The sequence below is a fragment of the Streptomyces rapamycinicus NRRL 5491 genome, from assembly GCF_024298965.1.
GTDB classification, from domain to species: Bacteria; Actinomycetota; Actinomycetes; order Streptomycetales; family Streptomycetaceae; genus Streptomyces; species Streptomyces rapamycinicus.
In genome coordinates this window covers 4840810-4862141 of sequence record NZ_CP085193.1, presented here as the reverse complement: position 1 = coordinate 4862141, position 21332 = coordinate 4840810, and the positions used below count along the sequence as shown (strand labels likewise).

At 71.5% G+C, this 21332-nt stretch carries 19 protein-coding genes and 1 pseudogene; 16 read left to right on the top strand and 4 right to left on the bottom strand.

What is annotated here, in order from left to right:
- Positions 1-185: 185 nt before the first annotated feature.
- From LIV37_RS20010 to LIV37_RS19975, 8 genes are all read left to right on the top strand, one after another.
- Complete coding sequence (locus tag LIV37_RS20010) at positions 186-662, top strand: hypothetical protein (protein ID WP_020868930.1); 477 nt, start codon at positions 186-188, stop codon at positions 660-662.
- 144 nt (positions 663-806) lie between these two features.
- Entirely contained in the window at positions 807-1727 is a 921-nt protein-coding gene (locus tag LIV37_RS20005; RefSeq protein WP_121824725.1) for a TatD family hydrolase, read from the top strand.
- Positions 1728-1835: 108 nt separating this feature from the next.
- Positions 1836-3035: a resuscitation-promoting factor gene (locus LIV37_RS20000; RefSeq protein WP_251983295.1), complete on the top strand. Its 1200-nt coding sequence runs from the start codon at positions 1836-1838 to the stop codon at positions 3033-3035.
- A gap of 205 nt (positions 3036-3240) precedes the next feature.
- Positions 3241-4107, top strand: coding sequence for a 16S rRNA (adenine(1518)-N(6)/adenine(1519)-N(6))-dimethyltransferase RsmA (rsmA, locus tag LIV37_RS19995; RefSeq protein WP_020868927.1), 867 nt, complete (start codon positions 3241-3243; stop codon positions 4105-4107).
- 322 nt (positions 4108-4429) lie between these two features.
- Positions 4430-5356 (top strand): 4-(cytidine 5'-diphospho)-2-C-methyl-D-erythritol kinase, encoded by a 927-nt coding sequence (locus LIV37_RS19990; RefSeq protein ID WP_121824726.1) that lies wholly within the window; start codon positions 4430-4432, stop codon positions 5354-5356.
- A 346-nt stretch (positions 5357-5702) separates the two neighbouring features.
- On the top strand, positions 5703-7523 hold the full coding sequence (locus LIV37_RS19985; protein ID WP_020868925.1) for an ABC-F family ATP-binding cassette domain-containing protein: 1821 nt from the start codon (positions 5703-5705) through the stop codon (positions 7521-7523).
- Positions 7524-7884: 361 nt separating this feature from the next.
- Positions 7885-9735, top strand: a complete 1851-nt coding sequence (locus LIV37_RS19980) for a hypothetical protein (protein ID WP_020868924.1) — start codon at positions 7885-7887, stop codon at positions 9733-9735.
- A gap of 266 nt (positions 9736-10001) precedes the next feature.
- Positions 10002-10730, top strand: a complete 729-nt coding sequence (locus LIV37_RS19975; protein ID WP_020868922.1) for a response regulator transcription factor — start codon at positions 10002-10004, stop codon at positions 10728-10730.
- 103 nt (positions 10731-10833) lie between these two features.
- Here LIV37_RS19975 and LIV37_RS19970 read toward each other — a convergent pair.
- A pseudogene (locus tag LIV37_RS19970) lies at positions 10834-11139 on the bottom strand (hypothetical protein); the annotation flags it as partial.
- Positions 11140-11166: 27 nt separating this feature from the next.
- The gene (locus tag LIV37_RS19965) at positions 11167-12837 is read right to left on the bottom strand and encodes a sodium:solute symporter family protein (protein WP_020868920.1); all 1671 of its coding nucleotides are present in this window, start codon (positions 12835-12837) and stop codon (positions 11167-11169) included.
- Between the two features lie 162 nt (positions 12838-12999).
- On the opposite strand from LIV37_RS19965, the gene galT reads away from it, so the two are divergent.
- The 4 genes from galT to LIV37_RS19945 all read left to right on the top strand — a co-directional run bounded on the left by galT (position 13000) and on the right by LIV37_RS19945 (position 17490).
- Positions 13000-14043, top strand: a complete 1044-nt coding sequence (galT, locus tag LIV37_RS19960) for a galactose-1-phosphate uridylyltransferase (protein WP_020868919.1) — start codon at positions 13000-13002, stop codon at positions 14041-14043.
- Positions 14040-15068, top strand: coding sequence for a UDP-glucose 4-epimerase GalE (galE, locus tag LIV37_RS19955; RefSeq protein WP_020868918.1), 1029 nt, complete (start codon positions 14040-14042; stop codon positions 15066-15068). Before galT ends, galE begins: the two co-directional genes overlap by 4 nt.
- Positions 15035-16267 carry a galactokinase gene (gene galK / locus LIV37_RS19950; protein ID WP_214663033.1) on the top strand — a complete coding sequence of 411 codons (1233 nt, stop codon included), beginning with the start codon at positions 15035-15037 and terminating at the stop codon, positions 16265-16267. The genes galE and galK overlap by 34 nt, the downstream gene beginning before the upstream one ends.
- 344 nt (positions 16268-16611) lie before the next feature.
- Positions 16612-17490 (top strand): response regulator transcription factor, encoded by an 879-nt coding sequence (locus tag LIV37_RS19945; RefSeq protein WP_121825364.1) that lies wholly within the window; start codon positions 16612-16614, stop codon positions 17488-17490.
- Here the strand turns inward: LIV37_RS19945 and LIV37_RS19940 are convergent.
- Positions 17449-17946: a MarR family winged helix-turn-helix transcriptional regulator gene (locus LIV37_RS19940; RefSeq protein ID WP_020868915.1), complete on the bottom strand. Its 498-nt coding sequence runs from the start codon at positions 17944-17946 to the stop codon at positions 17449-17451. The genes LIV37_RS19945 and LIV37_RS19940 overlap by 42 nt on opposite strands.
- A gap of 134 nt (positions 17947-18080) precedes the next feature.
- Here LIV37_RS19940 and LIV37_RS19935 point away from each other — a divergent pair, with 134 nt between their 5' ends.
- From LIV37_RS19935 to LIV37_RS19925, 3 genes are all read left to right on the top strand, one after another.
- Positions 18081-18905, top strand: a complete 825-nt coding sequence (locus LIV37_RS19935) for a trans-aconitate 2-methyltransferase (protein WP_020868914.1) — start codon at positions 18081-18083, stop codon at positions 18903-18905.
- On the top strand, positions 18902-19264 hold the full coding sequence (locus tag LIV37_RS19930; protein WP_020868913.1) for a VOC family protein: 363 nt from the start codon (positions 18902-18904) through the stop codon (positions 19262-19264). Before LIV37_RS19935 ends, LIV37_RS19930 begins: the two co-directional genes overlap by 4 nt.
- 125 nt (positions 19265-19389) lie before the next feature.
- Complete coding sequence (locus tag LIV37_RS19925) at positions 19390-20034, top strand: Uma2 family endonuclease (RefSeq protein ID WP_020868912.1); 645 nt, start codon at positions 19390-19392, stop codon at positions 20032-20034.
- 3 nt (positions 20035-20037) lie between these two features.
- On the opposite strand, the gene LIV37_RS19920 is transcribed toward LIV37_RS19925, so the two are convergent.
- Positions 20038-20280 carry a hypothetical protein gene (locus LIV37_RS19920; RefSeq protein ID WP_243146202.1) on the bottom strand — a complete coding sequence of 81 codons (243 nt, stop codon included), beginning with the start codon at positions 20278-20280 and terminating at the stop codon, positions 20038-20040.
- 194 nt (positions 20281-20474) lie between these two features.
- Between LIV37_RS19920 and LIV37_RS19915 the strand changes: the two genes are divergently transcribed.
- Positions 20475-21329, top strand: coding sequence for an LppU/SCO3897 family protein (locus LIV37_RS19915; RefSeq protein ID WP_148717820.1), 855 nt, complete (start codon positions 20475-20477; stop codon positions 21327-21329).
- Positions 21330-21332 lie beyond the last annotated feature (3 nt).

The following is a 21332-nucleotide window of genomic DNA, read 5'->3' as shown; positions in this document are numbered from 1 at the left end:
GAAAAGCAAAGCTCAGGTTAGTAGCCGGGCAGTTGCTCGCCAGTTTCTCCATGGCCGATGCCAAATCTCGCTCAAAGAGAGGGAAGAGCCCGTGCGGTCGCGCCGGGAAAGGCGTCCACTGGTTGTGGAAGACCTGGGGCGATCCCATCCCGGAAGACTTGTCCTGTGTGACAAGAGGAGCTGCCATGAGCGATATAGCGGGAACCTCGAGCGGTGCTCATCCGATAGCCGCCCATACCCCCTCCGATCAGTCCGGCGAGGTGGCCCACGAGGCGTACGCCTTCGCCTGCATGAAGTGCGGGCACGGCTGGGAGCGGTCGTACGACATCGAACACCACGTGGACGGTGAGGGCCGGGCCTTCGTCGTCTACTTCACCGGCGGCCGGCGCGTCCCGTCCCCGCTGACGAGCCCCGACTGCGTCAACTGCGGTGCGCATCTGGTGCGGATCATGCGCTCGGGTCAGGTCTCCTCCGTCCTGGAGAGTGCGCGGCGCGGGAGGCCGCACACCACCCGGGACCGGAAGGACGGCACCGGCGCGCCGGAGGCCGAGGCGGACGCCGCGCCGGACCGCGCACCGGAGAACGAGGACCCCGGGCGACGCCGTGGGCACCATTGGCACCTTCCGAATCTGCTGCATCCCTTTCAGCACCACAGCGACTGAGTACGATCCGGTTCATATGAGCTGTTTCACATGAGCCGGTTCGAGTGGGTTCGTATGAGCCGGTTCACCTGAGCCGGGCACGGGTCAACTGAGCGGCCGGACGCGATTCACCTCACATTCACCGGGATTCATAGAATCGCGCCCATGGCGAAAACAGCATCGACCCCCGGCGGCAGTGGCAAGGCGAGCGGCGCGCAAAAGGAAAAGGACCCGCCCCCGCCGCCGCCGGAGCCCCTCAGGGTCCCGGTCGCCGATTCCCACACCCACCTGGACATGCAGTCGGGCACCGTCGAGGAGGCGCTGGCCAAGGCCGCCTCGGTCGGCGTCACGACCGTCGTCCAGGTGGGGTGCGACCTCGCCGGGTCCCGGTGGGCGGCCGAGACCGCGGCGGCGCACGAGAGCGTCTGGGCCACGGTGGCCCTGCACCCCAACGAGGCGCCGCGCATCGTCCTGGGAGACCCCGACGGCTGGTCCCGGCAGGGCGCCAGGGAGCCCGGCGGCGACGCCGCCCTGGACGCGGCCCTCGACGCGATAGCGGCCCTCGCCGCACTGCCCCAGGTGCGCGGCGTGGGCGAGACCGGTCTGGACTACTTCCGCACCGGGCCGGAGGGCATGGCCGCCCAGGAGCGCTCGTTCCGGCGCCACATCGCCATCGCCAAGGAGCACGGCAAGGCGCTGGTCATCCACGACCGGGAGGCCCACGACGATGTGCTGCGGGTGCTCGCCGAGGAGGGCGCGCCCGAGACCGTCGTCTTCCACTGCTACTCCGGTGACGCGGCCATGGCGAAGATCTGCGCCGAGCGCGGCTACCACATGTCGTTCGCGGGCAACATCACCTTCAAGAACGCCCAGCCGCTGCGCGACGCCCTCGCCGTCGCCCCGCTCGACCTGGTCCTCGTCGAGACCGACGCGCCCTTCCTGACCCCCGTCCCCTACCGCGGACGGCCCAACGCTCCCTATCTGATTCCGCTCACCCTGCGGGCCATGGCCGAGGTCAAGGGCGTCCCCGAGGACACCCTGGCGACCGCCGTAGCGGCCAATACGGCGCGCGTCTTCGACTATTGAGGGGCGGTGGCGATCCGGGGCGGTGATCACACTGCGTGATGATCTTCCTTTGGAGAGTCACCCCCACTCCGATACAGTCCCGGACCCAACGCCCTGACCAGTGGACTTGTGGAGTGTTACCGGAGTGTTGTCGTGAGCCGTAGGGCCAGCCACCGCGTCCCGGGCGGCCGTGCCGCCGCCCGCCGAGCCGCCCGGCGCGGCACCACCAGCCGGACCGATCCCATGCGCCGGCTGCTGCCGCAGGCGATGGTGGTCGCCGCCCTGGCCGGCGGCACCTCCGCCTTTGTCGCCCAGGACAAGGCCGTACGGCTCAGCGTCGACGGCGACGCGCGCACATTGCACACCTACGCCGACGACGTGGGCGAGCTGCTGGCGGACCAGGACGTCCGCGTCGGCGCGCACGACATCGTCGCCCCCGCGCCCGGGGAGCGGCTCGGCGACGGCGACGAGATCGCCGTCCGCTACGGCCGCCCCGTCACCCTCACCCTCGACGGGGAGCGCCGCCGGGTGTGGACCACCGCCCGCACGGTTGACGGCGCACTGCGCCAACTGGGCGTACGTGCCGAGGGCGCGTACCTGTCCGCCTCCCGCTCCGCCGCCATCACCAGCCGCGGGCTGCTCCTGCACGTCCGCACCCAGCGCACCGTCACCTTCCTCGCCGACGGGCGCCCCCACACCGTCCGCACCAACGCGGCCACCGTCGGCGAGGCCCTCGCCGCCGCCGGGCTCACCCTGCGCGGCCAGGACACCACCTCCGTCCCGCAGGACAGCTTCCCGCGCGACGGCCAGACGGTGACGGTGATGCGGATCACCGGCGGCAAGGAGGCCCGGGACCATCCGGTGCCCTTCACCACCGTCCGCCGCGTCGACCCCACCCTCCCCAAGGGCACCGAGCTCGTGGCCCGGCGCGGCGAGCCGGGCACCCTGCGCATCACCTACCGGGTGCGCAGCGTCAACGGCGTACGGCAGCGGCCGCGGAAGATCGGCAGCGAGATCGTCAAGGCGCCCGTGGCCCGGATCGTCCGGGTCGGCACCATGACCGTGCCCGCCGGCGTCGGCGGCCCGGCGGACGGGCTCAACTGGCGGGCGATGGCCCGCTGCGAATCGGGCGGCCGACCCGACGCGGTCGACGGCTCCGGCCGCTACGGCGGCCTCTACCAGCTCGACCAGGGCACCTGGCACGCCCTCGGCGGCCACGGCCGCCCCCAGGACGCGCCCCCGTCCGAGCAGACCTACCGCGCGAAGAAGCTCTACCAACAACGCGGCGCCAGCCCCTGGCCCAGCTGCGGCTCCAAACTCCACCGGTGACGGGGGCTCGACCGGGTGCCCCGGGGCCAGGGGTATTCGGGCGCTCCGGTGGGGGTGGCTGCCAGGTGGCCGGGGGAGGCTGCGGTGCCTCGGTGGGGGCACGGGCCAGTGGTGGCCGCGGGAGGCCGAGGTGCTCCGGCGGGGCCGCCTGCCAGCGGTGGCCGGGGGAGGACCGAGCCCCGAAAAAGGGGCCTAAACTTCCTGGGTGAGCTCCACCGACTCCGACGTTCTGCTCGGCCCCGCCGAAATCCGCGAACTCGCGGCGCGGCTCGGCGTACGTCCGACCAAGCAGCGCGGCCAGAACTTCGTCATCGACGCCAATACGGTCCGCCGGATCGTCCGGATCGCCGAGGTACGCCCGGACGACGTGGTCGTCGAGGTCGGCCCCGGGCTCGGTTCGCTGACCCTCGCGCTGCTGGAGGCCGCCGACCGGGTCATCGCCGTCGAGATCGACGACGCCCTCGCGGCGGCCCTCCCCGCGACCGTCGAGGCCCGGCTGCCGCACCGCGCAGACCGCTTCGCGCTGGTGCACAGCGACGCCCTGCGGGTGACCGAACTGCCGGGCCCCGCCCCGACCGCGCTGGTCGCCAACCTGCCGTACAACGTCGCCGTGCCCGTGCTGCTCCATATGCTCGGGCGGTTCCCGACCATCGAACGGACCCTGGTCATGGTCCAGTCCGAGGTCGCCGACCGGCTCGCCGCCCCGCCCGGCTCCAAGGTCTACGGCGTCCCGTCCGTGAAGGCCGCCTGGTACACCCACGTCAAGCGCGCGGGCGCGATCGGCCGCAACGTCTTCTGGCCCGCCCCGAACGTCGACTCCGGCCTGGTCTCGCTGATCCGCCGGGACGAGCCCCCGCGCACCACCGCCACCCGGGAAGAGGTCTTCGCGGTGGTGGACGCGGCGTTCGCCCAGCGCCGCAAGACCCTCAGGGCGGCGCTCGCGGGCTGGGCCGGTTCGGCGGGGGCCGCGGAGGAGGCCCTGAAGGCCGCCGGGGTCTCGCCGCAGGCGCGCGGGGAATCGCTGACGGTGGAGGACTTCGCCGCGATCGCCGAGCACGGACCGGCAACCTGACCACACCCCGCACCCGCAGACGGGCTTGCCCCTCCCCGCGGCATCCGATGCACGCCCCCCCCGCGGCATGGCGGGCTCTCCGCCCCGGGGGCTCCCCCCCCGAACGCCCGCTGGGGCTCTGCCCCGGGTCTTGCTTCGGCCGTAGAGGCATCCCCAGCCCCTCCGGCGTTTGAGGAGCGGGGGCCGGGGGCGGGGGCCCGGCGGGGGCCGGGGGCTTGCTCCCGGTTCGGGAAGGGGCGGGGTGGGGAAGGCCGCCGCAGGCGTACCCCCGCACGCGGGACAATGGCCGCACCGGAACACCCGAACCCCACCGAGGAGCCCCGTGAGCCGCCCCGTGACCGCCCGTGTGCCCGCCAAGGTCAACGTCCAGCTCGCGGTCGGCGGACTGCGCCCCGACGGGTTCCACGACCTGGCCAACGTCTTCCTCGCCGTCGGGCTCCACGACGAGGTCACCGCCACCCCCGCCGACGCCCTCCGGATCACCGTCGAGGGCACGGACGCCGGTCAGGTGCCGCTGGACCGCAGCAACCTCGCGGCCCGTGCCGCTCTCGCGCTCGCCGAGCGGCACGGCATCGCGCCCGGCGTGCACCTCCACATCGCCAAGGACATCCCCGTCGCGGGCGGTATGGCGGGCGGCAGCGCGGACGCCGCCGGGGCGCTGCTGGCGTGCGACGCGCTGTGGGGCACCCAGGTGATCCGCGCCGAACTCCTCGAAATCTGCGCCGAGTTGGGCAGCGACATCCCCTTCAGCCTCGTCGGTGGCGTAGCCCTCGGCCGGGGCCGGGGCGAACTGCTGACGCCGCTGGAGACCGGCGGCACCTTCCACTGGGTGTTCGCCGTGGCCGACGGCGGGCTGTCCACCCCCGCCGTCTACCGCGAATGCGACCGGCTGCGCGAGGCGTCCGGCGCGGGAGCGAGCGCCGCCGACGTCCCCGACCCCGAGCCCTCCCAGGCGCTGCTGGACGCGCTGCGCACCGGCGACGCCACCGCGCTGGCCGCCGCCGTCTCCAACGATCTGCAGCCCGCGGCGCTCTCGCTGCGCCCCGCGCTCGCCGACACCTTGCGCGCCGGTGCGGACGCGGGCGCGCTCGCCTCCCTCGTCTCCGGCTCCGGTCCGACCTGCGCCTTCCTGGCGAAGGACACCGAGGCCGCGCAGGCGGTGGCGAACGGGCTGGCCGCCTCGGGAACCTGCCGCACGGTCCGGGTCACCTCCGGCCCGGTCCCCGGCGCGCGGCTGCTCGACGCCTGAGCATGTGCTCGGCGCCTGGGCGGGGGCGGTCGGCGCTTGAGCGTGATTCCGCGCCTGAGCGTGTGGTCGGCGCTGAGCGTGTGGTCCGCGCCAGGGCTTGTGGTCCGCGCCTGAGCGGCTGGCCGGCGTTTGAGCGTGGAGTCCGCGCCAGAGTGCGCACGCACTCGGCGCTGAGCATGTGATCCACCTCACCCTGCGATCCGCGCCTGAGCGAGTGGTCGACGCCTCAGCGGCTGGTCGACGCCTCACCATATGGCCCGCGCCTCAGCCTGTGGTCGACGCCTGAGCGCGGCGCCCCGCGCGGCGACTACGCTGGGATGCCGATCGATCCGCGTAATGGAGTGTGATGGCGACCAACCTGGTCAACGTTGAATCCGTCGGCAAGGTGTACGGCACCCGTGCCCTGCTGGACGGCGTCTCCCTCGGGGTGAACGAGGGCGACCGCATCGGCGTCGTCGGCCGTAACGGCGACGGCAAGACCACGCTCATCCGGATCCTCGCCAAGCTGGAGCCCGCCGACGACGGCCGCGTCACCCACGCCGGTGGGCTGCGGCTCGGCGTGCTCACCCAGCACGACTCGCTTGACCCCGAGGCCACCGTCCGCCATGAGGTGATCGGCGATCTCGCCGATCACGAGTGGGCCGGTGACGCCAAGATCCGGGATGTGCTCACCGGGCTGTTCGGCGGGCTGGACCTGCCCGGCTTCCCCCAGGGGCTCGATACGGTCATCGGTCCGCTGTCCGGCGGTGAGCGCCGCCGTATCGCGCTCGCCCAGTTGCTGATCGCCGAGCAGGATCTGATCGTCCTCGACGAGCCCACCAACCACCTCGACGTCGAGGGCATCTCCTGGCTGGCGGGGCATCTGCGCGCGCGCCGCTCGGGCCTGGTGGTGGTCACCCACGACCGCTGGTTCCTCGACCAGGTCTGTACCCGGATGTGGGACGTCCAGCGCGGCGCCGTCCACGAGTACGAGGGCGGCTACAGCGACTACGTCTTCGCGCGCGCCGAGCGCGAGCGCATCGCCGCCAGCGAGGAGACCAAGCGGCAGAACATGATGCGCAAGGAGCTCGCCTGGCTGCGCCGTGGCGCGCCCGCCCGCACCAGCAAGCCCCGCTTCCGCATCGAGGCGGCGAACGCGCTGATCGCGGACGTCCCGCCGCCCCGCGACAGCGCCGAGCTGATGAAGTTCGCCAACTCCCGGCTCGGCAAGACCGTCTTCGACTTGGAGGACGTGACCGTCACCGCCGGGCCCAAGGTGCTGCTCACCCATCTGACCTGGCAGTTGGGGCCCGGTGACCGGATCGGTCTGGTGGGGGTGAACGGCGCGGGCAAGACCTCGCTGCTGCGGGCCCTCGCCGAGGCCGCCCGCAGCGAGGGCGAACAGCAGCCCGCCGAGGGCCGGGTCGTGGTCGGCAAGACCGTGAAGCTCGCGTATCTGTCCCAGGAGGTCGCCGAACTCGACCGGAACCTGCGGGTCCTGGAGGCCGTCGAGCAGATCCGGCAGCGCGTCGACCTCGGCAAGGGCCGGGAGATGACCGCTTCCCAGCTGTGCGAGAAGTTCGGCTTCACCAAGGAGAAGCAGTGGACCCCGGTCGACGATCTCTCCGGCGGTGAGCGGCGCCGGCTGCAGATCCTGCGGCTGCTGATGGACGAGCCCAATGTGCTCTTCCTGGACGAGCCCACCAACGACCTGGACATCGAGACCCTGACCCAGCTGGAGGACCTGCTCGACGGCTGGCCAGGCTCACTCGTGGTCATCAGCCACGACCGCTACTTCATCGAGCGCACCACCGACCGGGTGCTCGCCCTGCTGGGCGACGCCACCCTGCGGATGCTGCCGCGCGGCGTGGACGAGTACCTGGAGCGGCGGCAGCGGGCCCTGGCCGCGGCCTCCCCGGCCGCCGCGTCGCCCGCCAAGCGGAAGACCGGCGAACAGGCCGCCCGCCAGCGGTCGGCGGCCGACCAGCGCGCCGCCAAGAAGGAGCTTCAGCGCATCGAGCGGCGGCTGGACCGGATCAGCGAGCAGGAGTCCGGGCTGCACGCGCGGATCGCCGAGCACGCCACGGACTTCACCAAGGTCGCCGAGCTCGATACGCAGCTGCGCGAGCTGACGGGGGAGCGGGACGAGCTGGAGACCCGCTGGCTGGAGCTGGCCGACGACGCATGAGCCGACAGCGCGCGAACCGAGGACGCATGAACCGAGGACGCATGAACCGAGGACGCATGAACCGAGGACGCATGAGCCCACGACGCGTGATGTGAGTGGCCTGAAAGCATCGTGTGAAGAGGTTGTGCGGCGATGGCGCGCTCCCTGGCAACGGTCGCGTCACAGGCCGGTCTCAGCTGATCGATGACCTGGACACTGATCCCTATTGCGCCCCTTACGGGTGATACAAAGAACTCCCGCCTGCCTTCCGCTCAATGGCGGGGTGCCCTGTCCGATTCGCTCCTTCCCGAGGGGTCTTCGACCCACCGGGATCGCGGGGGAGGCCGGTCGGACGACGGGTCCCGCATCTGAAGGAATTCGCATGTCACAGCCGCCTCCGCCGCCAAACCAGCCGCCGCAGGGCGGCTTCGGTGCGCCGCAGGAACCTGGTTACGGCTACCCACAGCAGCCGCCCACGCCGCCTCCGGGCCAGCAGGGTTACGGCTATCCGCAGGCCCCCGGCCAGCCGCCGCAGACCCCGCCGCCTCCGCCGCCGTCGGCACCGCCGGCGCCGCCGCAGACGCCTCCGCAGGGCGCCGGCGGCTACGGCTACCCGGATCAGCAGGCGCACGGCCAGCCGACCCAGGGCGGCGCGTCGCCGTATGGATCCGGCCAGCAGCCTTACGGTCAGCAGCAGTATGGCCAGCAGCCCTACGGCCAGCCGCAGTACGGCCAGCCGCAGTACGGCCAGCCGCCGCAGGCCCAGTACCCCGGCGGCCCCGGTCCGGGTGGCCCCGGTGGCTCCGGCCAGTCCAAGCAGCGCATGGCGATCATCGTCAGCGCCGTGGTCGCGGTCGCGCTGATCATCGGCGGCGGCATCTGGTTCGCCACCAAGGGCGACGACGGCGGCAGCGAGGCCAAGGGCAAGGACAAGGACAAGCAGTCCAGCCAGGGCGCCTCGAGCGGCACCACGGGCGGCGGGGACAAGCCCGCCAAGGCCGTGGACGCCAAGCTGCTCAACAAGGTCCCGATGCCCAAGGTCTCCGACCAGGTCACCGTCGAGGGCATGTGGACCACCGACGACACGTTCGTGAAGGCCGGTGTCTACAAGATCGTCGGCTATCCGCTGAGCGGCGGCGCCGCCAAGTGGACGATCCCGCTGGACGGCGCGGTCTGCTGGTCCTCGGACCACCTCACCAAGGACGGTCTGACCACGGTCCTCTACCAGGAGGCCAAGCCGTCGGCCGAGGACAAGTACCCCGGCTGCACCGAGGTCGGGCTGCTGGACCTGAAGAACGGCAAGATGCTGTGGCACCGGAACGTCAAGGAGGGTGACGAGAAGATCCGCTTCGACGAGGTCACCATCGGCGGCGGAACGGTGGCCGCGGGCGGCACCAGCGGCGGCGCCGCCTGGTCCAGTTCTGGCCAGTCCCTGTGGAAGCCCAAGTCGGGCGAGCAGTGCTCGGACGACGGCTACGCGGGCGGCGAGGAGAAGCTGGTCGCGGTGCGCCGCTGCGGCGACTACGACAACCCGCAGATCCAGGTCCAGACGCTGAACCCGAAGACGGGCGCGGTGAAGTCGGCCTACAAGGTCTCGCAGGGCATCGACTACGTCCATGTCGCCTCCACCGATCCGCTGGTGATCGGCCTGGACGCCGGTGACTCCACCGGCTCGGCGGTCTCGGACTTCCTGTCCATCGACGACAGTGCCAAGACCGGCAAGGTGCTCGGCAAGATCGGCACCGAGAACGGCAAGTACGACGCCAAGTGCGAGTCGACCAACGTCGAGGGCTGCCGGAAGCTCGCCGTCTCCAAGTCGGCGAACACCCTCTTCCTCGGCTCCGAGGACCGCACCGACTCCAGCGCCGCGACGGCCAACGAGATCGTGGCCTTCGACCTGAAGACCGGCAAGCCGGTCGGGAAGACCGACGGGGTCAAGGGCGCCGCCCTCACCCCGCTCGGGCTGGACGAGGACGGCTCGGTCCTCGCCTACCAGGAGAGCACCTGGGAGACCGGCGGCGCGGTCTGGCGGATCGACCCCAAGTCGTACGCCAAGACCAAGCTGTTGCAGAACCCCGTCGCCAACCATGAGATGGAGCAGAAGTTCAGCCCCAGCTACTCGGAGATCATCTACTCCGGGGAGCACCTCTACATGAGCGACGTCTACGCCACCAAGCCCTCGGGCACCTACGACCGGGACGACCCGCTGGCGATCATCTTCGGCGCGAGCTGACGTTCCGGCGTCCGCCCGGCCCACCCCACGGCGGCCCCGCCCGTACGACACCGTACGGGCGGGGCCGCCGCTTGTGCGCGCCGGCGGAGCGCCGGGGTGCGCGCCCCCGGGAGCCCGGCCGCATCGATCGGATTGGGACGTCAACCGGACGTCAAGTAGGCACGAATGGCCGGGATTTCGGCATTCCGAGGGGCTTCTGCCCGGTAAGGGGCGCGCAACGTCGAACAAGCGTGTAGCTTTCCCCCCTGAGCGAATGGGGGGAGCTCATGGGCGTGCGACTCATGGTGGTCGACGATCACCGTCTGCTCGCGGAGGCGCTCGCCTCGGCGCTGAAGCTGCGCGGGCACCGGGTGCTCGCCGCGGCGGCGCCGAGCGCGGGCGCGGCGGACCTGGTGGTGAGCCGGGCACCTGAGGTGTGCCTGCTGGGCACGGCGGCACCCGCCGAACCGGGGGTGTTCGACCCGGTGGTGCGGATCAAGAAGGAGCGGCCACAGGTCGCGGTCGTGGTGCTCGGTCCGGTGCCGAGCCCGCGCGGCATAGCCGCCGCCTTCGCCGCCGGGGCGTCCGGCTATGTGCGTCACGACGAGCGGATCGAGGGCGTCGAACGCGCCATGATGAAGGCGCGCGCGGGCGAGGCGGCCGTGGCGCCCCAGCTGCTCCAGGGGGCGTTCGCGGAGCTGCTCAACCCCGCGGCCCAGCCCGACGACGAGGGCGCCCGGCTGCTGCGGATGCTGACCCCGCGCGAGGTGGAGGTGCTGGTGCGGGTCGCCGAGGGCGAGGACACCCGGCTGATCGCGGCGGGCATGGGGATCGCCCCCAGCACGGCCCGCACCCATGTGCAGCGGGTGCTGATGAAGCTCGGGGTGGGCTCGCGGCTGGAGGCGGCGGCCCTGGCGGCGCGTACGGGGCTGCTGGACCGCGCGGCGACGCGCCGGACCGCGCCGCCCCCGCTGCAGCCCCCCGCCCCGCCGCAGCCGCCCGCGTCGGCGCCGTAGGCCGTACGGTGGCCCGCGGTGCTCAGCCCGTTCCGGATCCGGGCTCCCGGCCCCCGGGCTCCCCGGGCCCGGGCTCTCCGGTCCCGGGCCCGGCACCGGGGCCGCCCCCGGGCCGAGCGGGCTCCGGCTTGGGCTCGGCCCCGGGCGCGGACAGCGGCCTGAGCCTCATCCAGAGCAGGAAGAGCAGGCCGACCGCGAGCATGCACGACCCCGTCCAGAGGTTGATGTTGATGCCGGACGCCTTCCTCACATCCGCGTCCGAGGCGGTGAACCCGGCGATGAGGACGATGATCCCGTAGATCACGAACAGCCCGCCGATGATCCGCCGCACATCGAACAGCCGGGCCGCGGTCGCCGACTTCTGCTGCAGGTCCTCGACCTCGTGCCGGTATTCGTACTCCTCACTCATGGCGCACGCTCCTTAATCCCGGAAGGGTCACAGGGAGAACGGGATGTAGCACAGGGCCGCGAGGATCAGCACGCTCCAGCCCAGTACGGCCGGACGGCGGTACCACGCCTCGTCGCCCGGCGCCGGGGGCTCGGCCACCCCGGGCGCGGTGGTGCCGTAGACCAGACCGGCCAGCGACTCCACCGGCTTGGGCTTGGTGAACGGTGTCACCGCGACCATCACCACCCCGCCGACCACGAACGCCACGATGGCCGAGACGAAGTTGGCGCCCTGGTCGCTGGGGATGGAGATGACGTCCGCCCGGTAGAGCCAGAAGTAGTTGATCAGCGCGGCCACCGTGCCGCACAGCAGCCCCCAGAACCCGGCCGCGGCGGTGGCCCGCTTCCAGAACATCCCGATGATGAAGACGCAGAACAGCGGCACGTTGAAGAACGAGAACAGGGTCTGGAGGTAGTTCATGATGTTGCTGAACGAGGAGGCGATGAACGCCGTCCCCATGCCGGCCAGCACCCCGATCGCCGTCACCACCCGCCCGGTCAGCAGGTAGTACCCGTCCGGTCGGCCCTTTCGCACATACGCCCGCCAGATGTCGTTGGTGAAGACCGTGTTGAAGGACGACACATTGGCCGCCATGCCCGCCATGAAGGCGGCCAGCAGCCCGGTCACCGCGAGCCCCAGCACCCCGTTGGGCAGCAGTTCGCTCATCAGCAGCGGAATCGCGTCGTTGTACTGCAGACCGCTCGTCTTCGAGCCGATGTCCGGCTCCATGACCAGGGCGATCAGCCCGGGCACCACCACGATCAGCGGGATGAACACCTTGGGGAACGCGGCGATCAGCGGGGTGCGCTGGGCGGCCGAGAGGTTCCTGGCCGACAGGGCGCGCTGCACCTCGGCGAAGTTGGTCGTCCAGTAGCCGAAGCTCAGACAGAAGCCGAGGCCCAGCACGATGGTCAGCCAGTTGGCCCCCAGCGGGTTGGACGAGCCGATGCCGGTGCCGCCCCAGGCGGAGACGAAGTTGGGGCCGTGGGAGTCCGTGAGCGAGTCCTTGAGCCCGCCGAAGCCGCCGATCCGCCGGAGGCCGACGACGGTGAGCGGGATCAGGGCGGCCAGGATCACGAAGAACTGCAGCACCTCGTTGTAGATCGCCGAGGACAGTCCGCCGAGGGTGATGTACGCGAGGACGAAGAGCCCCGCGACCACGATGGCCACCCACTGCGGCCAGCCCAGCAGCGCCTCCACCACGATCGCCATCGCGTAGAGGTTCACCCCCGCGATCAGCACGGACGCGATCGAGAAGATGATCGAGCTGAGCAGATGCGAGGACGGTCCATAGCGGTGCAGCAGGAACTCGGGGACGGACCGTACCTTGGAACCGTAGTAGAACGGCATCATCACCAGGCCGAGGAAGACCATGGCCGGAATCGCCCCGACCCAGTACCAGTGCACCGTGTACACCCCGTACTGCGCGCCGTTGGCGGCCATCCCCAGGATCTCCAGGGCGCCCAGATTCGCGGCGACGAAGGCCAGACCGGTGACCCACGCGGGCAGCGACCGGCCGGAGAGAAAGAAGTCGAGGCTGGTCTTGACGCTCGCTCTGGCGGCGAATCCCACGCCGAGGACGACGACGAAATAGAGGATCAGGATCGTGTAGTCGAGTGCGTTGGTGGGGAGCCGTAGCCCTTCGGCCAGATAGTGCATGGTCTCGCCTCATCGCCTGAACGGAATGCACCAGAAACGTTCGGTGAACGTATCCGAATTCTTGTGGTTTGTCCGAGCACCTGCACCGTGCATTGACGGCGCTGTTGGCTTGTGGTTCATTATGTTGAGTTGTGTTGGGTGCACCTGACAGGAGCTGGCGGAGTGAAGAAGACGGCGACGCGGCTCGCGGACGGACGCGAGCTGATCTATTACGACGCACGCGACGACGCGGTGCGCGACGCCGTCGACCAGCGGCCGCTCGACCCCATCGCGACCCGCTCGGAGATCCGGCACGACCGCCTGCTCGGCGACCGGGTGGCGATCGCCTCCCACCGCCAGGCCCGCACCTACCACCCGCCGGCCGACGAATGCCCGCTGTGCCCCTCCCGCGAGGGGCGGCACAGCGAGATCCCGGCCTCCGACTACGACGTCGTGGTCTTCGAGAACCGCTTCCCGTCGCTGGCCGGTGACTCGGGCCGGTGCGAGGTCGTGTGCTTCACCTCCGACCACGACGCCTCCTTCGCCGACCTCGACGCCGAACAGGCCGCTCTGGTGCTCGACGCCTGGACCGACCGCACCGCCGAACTGGCCCAACACCCCGCCGTCGAGCAGGTCTTCTGCTTCGAGAACCGCGGCAAGGAGATCGGCGTCACCCTCGGCCATCCGCACGGCCAGATCTACGGGTATCCCTTTGTGACCCCTCGTACACGGCTGATGCTCCGTTCGCTCGGCGAGCACCGTGAGGCGACTGGTCGGAATCTGTTCGATGATGTGGTCGCCGATGAGCTGGCCGACGGGCGCCGGGTGGTGCTCGACGGCGAGCACTGGGTCGCGTTCGTCCCCTACGCCGCCCACTGGCCCTACGAGGTGCACCTCTACCCGAAGCGGCGGGTCCCGGACCTGCCGGCGCTGGACGAGGCCGCGCGCACAGAGTTTCCACAGATGTATCTGGAACTCTTGAAGCGCTTCGACCGGATTTTCGGCGAGGGCGAGCCGCCCACGCCCTACATCTCCGCCTGGCACCAGGCGCCGTACCGCATGGCCGACCGCGGTGAATTCGCACTTCACCTCGAGCTTTTCACCATCCGCCGCACTTCCGGCAAGCTGAAGTTTCTCGCGGGTTCCGAATCCGGCATGAATGTGTTCATCAACGATGTGCCGCCGGAGGCCGCGGCCGAGCGACTGCGAGAGGTAGCGAGCAAGTGAACACTGCGCAGCAGAAGAAGTACCTGGTCACCGGCGGTGCCGGCTATGTCGGCAGCGTGGTCGCGGCGCATCTGCTCGAAGCCGGGCACCGGGTGACGGTCCTGGACGACCTCTCCACCGGCCACCGCGCCGGGGTCCCCGAGGGCGCGGAGTTCATCGAGGGCCGCATCCAGGACGCGGGCAAGTGGCTCGACCCCACCTACGACGGCGTACTGCACTTCGCGGCGTTCTCCCAGGTCGGCGAGTCCGTCGTCAACCCCGAGAAGTACTGGGTCAACAATGTGGGCGGCACCACCGAACTGCTCGCCGCGATGCGCGACGCCGGGGTGCGCACCCTGGTCTTCTCCTCCACCGCCGCCACCTACGGCGAGCCCGACCAGGTCCCGATCACCGAGGACCTCCCGACCGCGCCCACCAACCCCTACGGGGCCAGCAAGCTCGCCGTCGACCACATGATCAGCGGTGAGTGCGCCGCCCACGGCCTGGCCGCGGTCTCCCTGCGCTACTTCAACGTCGCGGGCGCCTACGGGGCGTACGGCGAGCGCCATGACCCCGAGTCCCACCTCATCCCCCTGGTGCTCCAGGTCGCCCAGGGCCGCCGTGAGGCCATTTCCGTCTTCGGCGACGACTACGCCACCCCCGACGGCACCTGCGTCCGCGACTACATCCACGTCGCCGACCTCGCCGACGCCCATCTGCTCGCCCTCGGCGCCGCCCTCCCGTCTCCCACCACCACCCTCAACGGAGGCGCTGCGCGCCGCGGAGTCAATCCCGGTGAGCATCTGATCTGCAACCTCGGCAACGGGAACGGCTTCTCCGTCCGCGAGGTCATCGAGACGGTGCGCCAGGTCACCGGCCACCCCGTCCCGGAGATCGCCGCCCCGCGCCGCGGCGGCGACCCGGCGGTCCTGGTGGCCTCCGCCGAGCGTGCCAAGGAGCGTCTGGGCTGGCGCCCGACCCGCGCCGACCTGGCCGGAATCGTCGCGGACGCATGGGAGTTCGCGCAGCGGAGGGAGAGTCAGTGACGGACGAGCACGGCCCCGGGCGGGTCACGGCGGAGTTCCGCGAGGTCTACGGCACCGAGCCCGGCGGCGTCTGGGCGGCGCCGGGCCGGGTCAATCTGATCGGCGAGCACACCGACTACAACGACGGCTTCGTGATGCCGCTCGCCCTGCCCCACACCTGCCTGGCCGCCGCCTCCCCGCGCGCCGACGGGGTGCTGCGGCTGCACTCCGGCGACGTCCCGGGCGGGGCCGTCGAGCTGCGGGTCGAGGAGCTTTCGCCGGTCGCGGGCGGCGCGGGCGGCGGCGACCGCGGCGGCTGGGCGGCCTATCCGGCCGGAGTGGTCTGGGCGCTGCGCGAGGCGGGGCTGCTGACGGGCGCGGCCGGGGGTGCGGATCTGCACTTCGCGTCCACCGTGCCCACCGGCGCCGGGCTGTCCTCGTCCGCCGCGCTGGAGGTGGTCACCGCCACCGCGCTCAACGATCTGTACGGACTGGGGCTCACCCCGCCGCGCATCGCCCAGCTGTGCCAGCGCGCGGAGAACGCGTTCGTGGGCGTGCCCTGCGGGATCATGGACCAGATGGCGTCGGCGTGCTGCACCGAGGGGCACGCCCTCTTCCTCGACGCCCGTGATCTCACCCAGCGCCAGGTGCCGTTGGACCTGGCGGCCGAGGGGCTGCGGCTGCTGGTCGTGGACACCCGGGTCAAGCACGAACTGGGCGACGGCGCCTACGCGAGCCGGCGCGCCGCGTGCGAGGCGGCCGCGCGGGCGCTCGGGGTGCGGGCGCTGCGGGACGTGCCCTTCGAGGGGCTGGACGCGACGCTCACCGAGCTGGAGCGGCTGGGCTGCGACGCGGCCACCCGGCGGCGGGTGCGCCATGTGGTGACCGAGGACCGGCGGGTGGAGGAGGTCATCGAGCGGCTCGACGCGGGGGACACCCGGTCCATCGGGCCGGTGCTGACCGCCGGGCACGCCTCCTGCCGCGACGACTTCGAGATCTCCTGCGACGAGCTCGACCTGGTCGTGGCGACGGCGAACGCGGCGGGGGCGCTCGGGGCGCGGATGACCGGGGGCGGCTTCGGCGGCTCGGCCATCGTGCTGGTGGCCGAGGGGGATGCGGAGGCGGTGAGCAAGTCGGTGACCGAGGCGTTCGGCGCGGCCGGGCACCGGGCGCCGCGGATCTTCCCGGCGGTGCCGAGTGCGGGGGCGCGGCGGCTGTAGGGGGCCGTACCCACCGGCCCTTGATCGCCTCTCGGTAAATTTTCGCCGCTCGTGGATCTCGTACTCCTCAAGAGCGAACAAGAAACCCACAGTGAACAGGCGAGAGCGGTCAGTTTCGCTAATCCGCTTCCTATATGAGACCACGGCCTTACTCTGAGTACAGCGTCGGTGGGGGCCGACGCTTATCAGGGGGCGAGACAGTCAGGTACGACGCCCGGGGTGGGGTAGCAATCAGGGCACGGCGGCGGCCGTGCGGGTTGCGGTGACCTTGCGTCGGGCGCCGTACCCGCACTGTTTCTCGGTGTATCCGGGATCTTTTCATCCGGCGACGTGGGGGGTTGTTCGTGGCACGTATTCGGGTTCTCGTGGTCGACGACCATCGTATTTTCGCCGAGTCCTTAGCGGCCGCCCTCGCGGCGGAGCAGGACGTGGACGTGGCGGCGGCTGGCAGCGGTCCGGCGGCACTGCGCTGTCTGGAGCGTGGAGCGGCGGAGGGGCGCCGCTTCGACGTCCTGCTGGTCGATGCCGACTTGGGCACGGCCGCCGACGGTATGGGGCCACCGCTTCCAGTGCCGGCCGAGCTGCCGTACGGCGGGGCGAACGGCACGGCGCACGGCGGCATCCATGGCGGGGCGCACGGCGGGGCGCACAGTGGGCCGCACAGTGGGGCCCATGGCGGTCCCGCCCGGGCGGTGAACGGCCGGGCGGCCGACGGCATATCGCTCGTCGGCGCGGTCCGCTCCGGCCAGCCGGGGGTGCGGACCGTGGTGCTGGCCGAGCGCGACGATCCGCGCCGCGCGGCGGCGGCGCTGCAGGCCGGTGCGTCCGGCTGGGTCGCCAAGGACTGCTCACTGGTCCGGCTGCTCGCGGTCATCCGGGGGGTGCTGCGGGAGGAGACCCATCTGCCGCCCGCTCTGCTCACCGGCGTTCTGCGGGAGTTGACGGCCGCCCGTAAGCACCGCACCGAAAGCGAGCGGCTGGTCGAGTCGCTGACGCCGCGTGAGCGGGAGGTGCTGCGCTGCATGGTGGCCGGGCTCGGCCGTAAGGCCGTCGCCGAGCGGCTCTTCCTCTCCCCGCACACCGTCCGCACCCATATGCAGAATGTGCTGGGCAAGCTGGGCGTCCACTCCACGCTCGCGGCCGTGGCGCTGGCCCGGCGCGCCGGTGTGGGCCCGGTCGACCTAGCCGGGGAAATTGTCGAACGGGGCGGTCAGCTGGCGTAGCAGCGCGGCCAGTTCGGCCCGCTGGGCCTGGGAGAGCTCGGCCAGGATGGCGTGCTCATGGTCCAGCAGCCCCGCCAGTGCCTGATCGGCGCGGTCACGCCCTTCGGCGGTCAGCCGGACCAGCACACCGCGCCGGTCACTGGGGTCGGGCCCCCGCTCGACCAGCCCCTTCTTGGCGAGCCGGTCGATGCGGTTGGTCATGGTGCCCGAGGTGACCAGAGTCTGGGTCAGCAGCTGCCCGGGGGAGAGCTGATACGGGGGCCCGGCCCGGCGCAGCGAGGTCAGGACGTCGAACTCCCAGGGCTCCAGATTGTGCTCGGCGAAGGCGATTCGCCGTGCCCGGTCGAGATGGCGGGCGAGCCGGCTGACTCGGCTGAGCACTTCGAGCGGTTCCACATCGAGATCGGGGCGTTCCCGCCGCCACGCCGCGACCAGCCGATCGACCTCGTCCTCCATGGCGATCAGTGTAGTGGGTCTGTCGACATGAAGTCTCTTGACATCAAGAGATAACGTGGAGCACGGTAGGCCGCCGGAACGCGCAAGCGTGTTCACGGAGCCTCGTACCGACCGTACCCGCAGGGGGACCGACCATGACCACCGCACCCAACTGGGACCCTCGGCAGTATCTGCGCCACGCCGGCCACCGCACCCGTCCCTTCCTGGACCTGCTGGCCCGCGTCCCCGAACTGCCCACCGACCCCGGCTGCCCGCCCCGCATCGCCGACCTGGGATGCGGCGCCGGCAACGTCACCGCCCTGCTCTTCGACCGCTGGCCGAACGCCCAGGTCACCGGCCTGGACAGCTCCGCCGAGATGCTCGCCGAGGCCCAGCCCCTGGCGGGCCCCACCACCGGCGGCGGCCGCCTCGACCTCCGGCGGGCCGATGTGCGGAACTGGGCGCCGGACGAGCCCTACGACCTGATCGTCTCCAACGCCGCCCTCCAGTGGATCCCCGGCCACCCCGACGCCTTCCCCACCTGGCTGGCCGGACTGCGCCCCGGCGGCACCTTCGCCTTCCAGGTCCCCGGCAACTTCACCGCCCCCAGCCACACCCTGCTGCGCGACCTGTGCAACGCACCCGAATGGCGCGACCGCCTCGCCGACCGAGTCCGCGACCCCGGTGGCGTCCTGGAGCCCACCGAATACCTGGCGCGCCTGGCCGCGCTCGGCTGCGAGGTCGACGCCTGGGAGACCACCTATGTGCAGATCCTGACCGGCCCCGACCCCGTCCTCGACTGGGTCAAGGGCACCGCCCTGCGCCCGGTCCTGACCGCCCTCGCCGACGACCCGCCCGCCCGCGACCGCTTCCTGGCCACCTACGCCGAGCTCCTCCGCGACGCCTACCCCTCCGCCCCCCACGGCACGGCCTTCCCCTTCCGCCGCGGCTTCGTCGTCGCCCACCGGGCCGCCCGATGATCACGGCCCTCGACCACGTACAGCTCGCCGCCCCACCCCACACCGAGCCCGCCCTGCGCGCCTACTACGGCGAGGTGCTCGGCATGACCGAGCTCCCCAAACCGGCCACCCTCGCAGCCAACGGCGGCCTGTGGTTCGCCCGCGGCCCGGTCCAGCTGCACCTGGGCATCGACCCGGACTTCCGCCCCTCCCGCAAGGCCCACCCGGGGCTCAGGGTCGTCGGCATAGAAGCCTTCGCCGCCCGCCTCGCCGGGCACGGTGCCGAGGTCGTCTGGGACGGGAAACTCCCGGGGCACCGCCGCTTCTACTCCGAGGACCCGGTCGGCAACCGGCTGGAGTTCCTGGAGCCAATCGGGTGATATCACCCGATCAGATGATCAGTTCGATGTTTGCCGTGATTGAGCCCTCGCGGACGCATAGCGTCACGGTGTCGCTTGTGCCGCAGTGGCGTCGGCGCCCAAACTGATGGAGGAGGTGCTTCACGATGACCGCTCTCGCGCATGAGCCGTACCCCGCACTGGAGGAAGACGTGCCTTCGACCGCCGGGCATGAGGCCGTGTCCCTGGACGAGGTGCTGTGGCACGCGTGGAAGGCCATGGAACTCCCCGAGGGCTACCGGGCCGAGATCATCGAGGAGTTCATCGAGGTGTCGCCCACCGGCCGTCGCCGTCATGGCGTGATCATCAACCGCCTCCGCCGGGCCTTGGAGGCCCATCTCGCAGGCGGCGACGATGTCACGCACCACGACGTCAATGTCATCCACCGCCGCAAGGTATGGATCCCCGACCTCTTCATCGCCCTTGAGGACCTCGACGAGATCCCCGACGAGGGAGATCTTGGAGTGGACGCGGGCGGGGTCAAGGCGGCCTTTGAGGTGGTCTCGCCCGGTTACGAGGCCCGCTCCCGTGACAGAAAGCGCAAGCGCCGGGCATACGCCCGTGCGGGCATCCCGCTCTACATCCTGATCGACGACTTCGACGGCGACGGCACGGTCGTCATTCTCACGGCGCCCGACCCCGACAAGGCCGCCTACGCCGACGAGCACCGCGTCCCCTACGGCACCGACGCCGTCATCCCGGATGGCCCCGCGAAGGGTTTCGTCATCGGCGAGGCCATCGTCGGGCCGTGACCGTCAGGCGTGCTCCGGTGCGGGCCGATTCCTGGATGCGGTCGAGGAGGCGGTGGCGGCGGACCGCGTGGGTGAAGTCCGGGGTGAGCCGGGTGCGCCCTCGGCGCCGTTGATCTCCCAGTGGAAGTCGGTGGCGCGGGAACTGCCGCCCCGGAAGCGGAGGGCGGCGACCGCGCCCGACTCCAGGGTTCCGGTGACCGCGATCTGGTCCTCGGCGGTCATCGTCGCGGTCCGGCGGCCGGTCACCTCGTGGCCCACCTGGGGCCGAAGGGTCGCCGCCGACGCCTTCGCCTCGTTCGTCAGCGAGGTGAAGGCGGGACGTCGGCGCGGCTGGGGGCGTCCGGGCAGGCTTTGCCGCGGTGCTCCCCTGAATCGACATGTCATGAGACCGTTGACGTGCTGAACAACAGAACGGTGGCCACGTTTCTCGGGGGAGAGCCATGAGCAGCGCGTCGGGCGGGGCGGGTCCGGGCATGGGTGGGGGCAGCGAGGAGCAGCGGCAGCGCGGCATCTGGATACTGGTGGCCGCCGCCCTGGCGTTCGCGGTGCTCGTACTGCCGCAGGTGGTCGAGGGGGACGACAAGACCTCCTTCGCGGGCAGCGCCCTCCCGTCCAGCGGAGCCTCACGGCCGCCGACGAGCCCCGGCGGGCTCCCCAGTGGGCTTCCCAGCGGAGTTCCCACGGGGGTCCCCAGCGCCTCGCTGCCCGGGTACGGCTCCGGAGGCAGCGGGGGAAGCGGGGGATCGGGCGGGACCCGGGCGCCCGCCACACCCACCGTGGCGCCGGACCCCACCGAGCAGGCATACCGGGCGGTGAGCTCCGGGGACTGCCTCGCCGTGTACGACACCGGGTACGGCGACTACAACACCAAGGTGCCCGCCCCGGTCGACTGCGACGCCGGAAACGCCTACATGTGGGTCAGCGCGGTGCGCAGCGGCGGCGGGGCCTGCCGGCAGGGGCCGGGGCAGAACTACATGTCGTACACCTCGCGGGGGCGTACCACCGCCCTGTGCCTGACCCGGCAGTTCAAGGTGGGGTACTGCCTGCTGGCCGAGCAGACGGGCAGCGGGCGGCAGGCGCGGATGAACGCCGGGCTGATGACCGTGGTGGACTGCGACGCGAAGCGGGTCCCGGCCCGGTACAACCGGATTCTGCACATCACCGGCGTCTACAAGGCCCCGGCGAGCGCCTCCGCGGCGAACTGCGCCCGGGTCCAGGGCGATCGTACGTACTACTGGTCATGGCTGGTGAACGACGGCCGGACACTGCTGTGCACCATGGTGTACCAGGGCTGACCG

Bases quoted from the DNA above. Each gene is read 5' to 3' on its own strand.
- LIV37_RS19980 (WP_020868924.1), top strand. From the start codon at position 7,885: ATGTCACAGCCGCCTCCGCCGCCAAACCAGCCGCCGCAGGGCGGCTTC.
- galK (WP_214663033.1), top strand. From the start codon at position 15,035: ATGGGAGTTCGCGCAGCGGAGGGAGAGTCAGTGACGGACGAGCACGGC.
- LIV37_RS19935 (WP_020868914.1), top strand. From the start codon at position 18,081: ATGACCACCGCACCCAACTGGGACCCTCGGCAGTATCTGCGCCACGCC.
- LIV37_RS20010 (WP_020868930.1), top strand. From the start codon at position 186: ATGAGCGATATAGCGGGAACCTCGAGCGGTGCTCATCCGATAGCCGCC.
- LIV37_RS19975 (WP_020868922.1), top strand. From the start codon at position 10,002: ATGGGCGTGCGACTCATGGTGGTCGACGATCACCGTCTGCTCGCGGAG.
- LIV37_RS19965 (WP_020868920.1), bottom strand. From the start codon at position 12,837: ATGCACTATCTGGCCGAAGGGCTACGGCTCCCCACCAACGCACTCGAC.
- LIV37_RS20005 (WP_121824725.1), top strand. From the start codon at position 807: ATGGCGAAAACAGCATCGACCCCCGGCGGCAGTGGCAAGGCGAGCGGC.
- LIV37_RS19930 (WP_020868913.1), top strand. From the start codon at position 18,902: ATGATCACGGCCCTCGACCACGTACAGCTCGCCGCCCCACCCCACACC.
- LIV37_RS19925 (WP_020868912.1), top strand. From the start codon at position 19,390: ATGACCGCTCTCGCGCATGAGCCGTACCCCGCACTGGAGGAAGACGTG.
- LIV37_RS19940 (WP_020868915.1), bottom strand. From the start codon at position 17,946: ATGGAGGACGAGGTCGATCGGCTGGTCGCGGCGTGGCGGCGGGAACGC.
- LIV37_RS19985 (WP_020868925.1), top strand. From the start codon at position 5,703: ATGGCGACCAACCTGGTCAACGTTGAATCCGTCGGCAAGGTGTACGGC.
- LIV37_RS19915 (WP_148717820.1), top strand. From the start codon at position 20,475: ATGAGCAGCGCGTCGGGCGGGGCGGGTCCGGGCATGGGTGGGGGCAGC.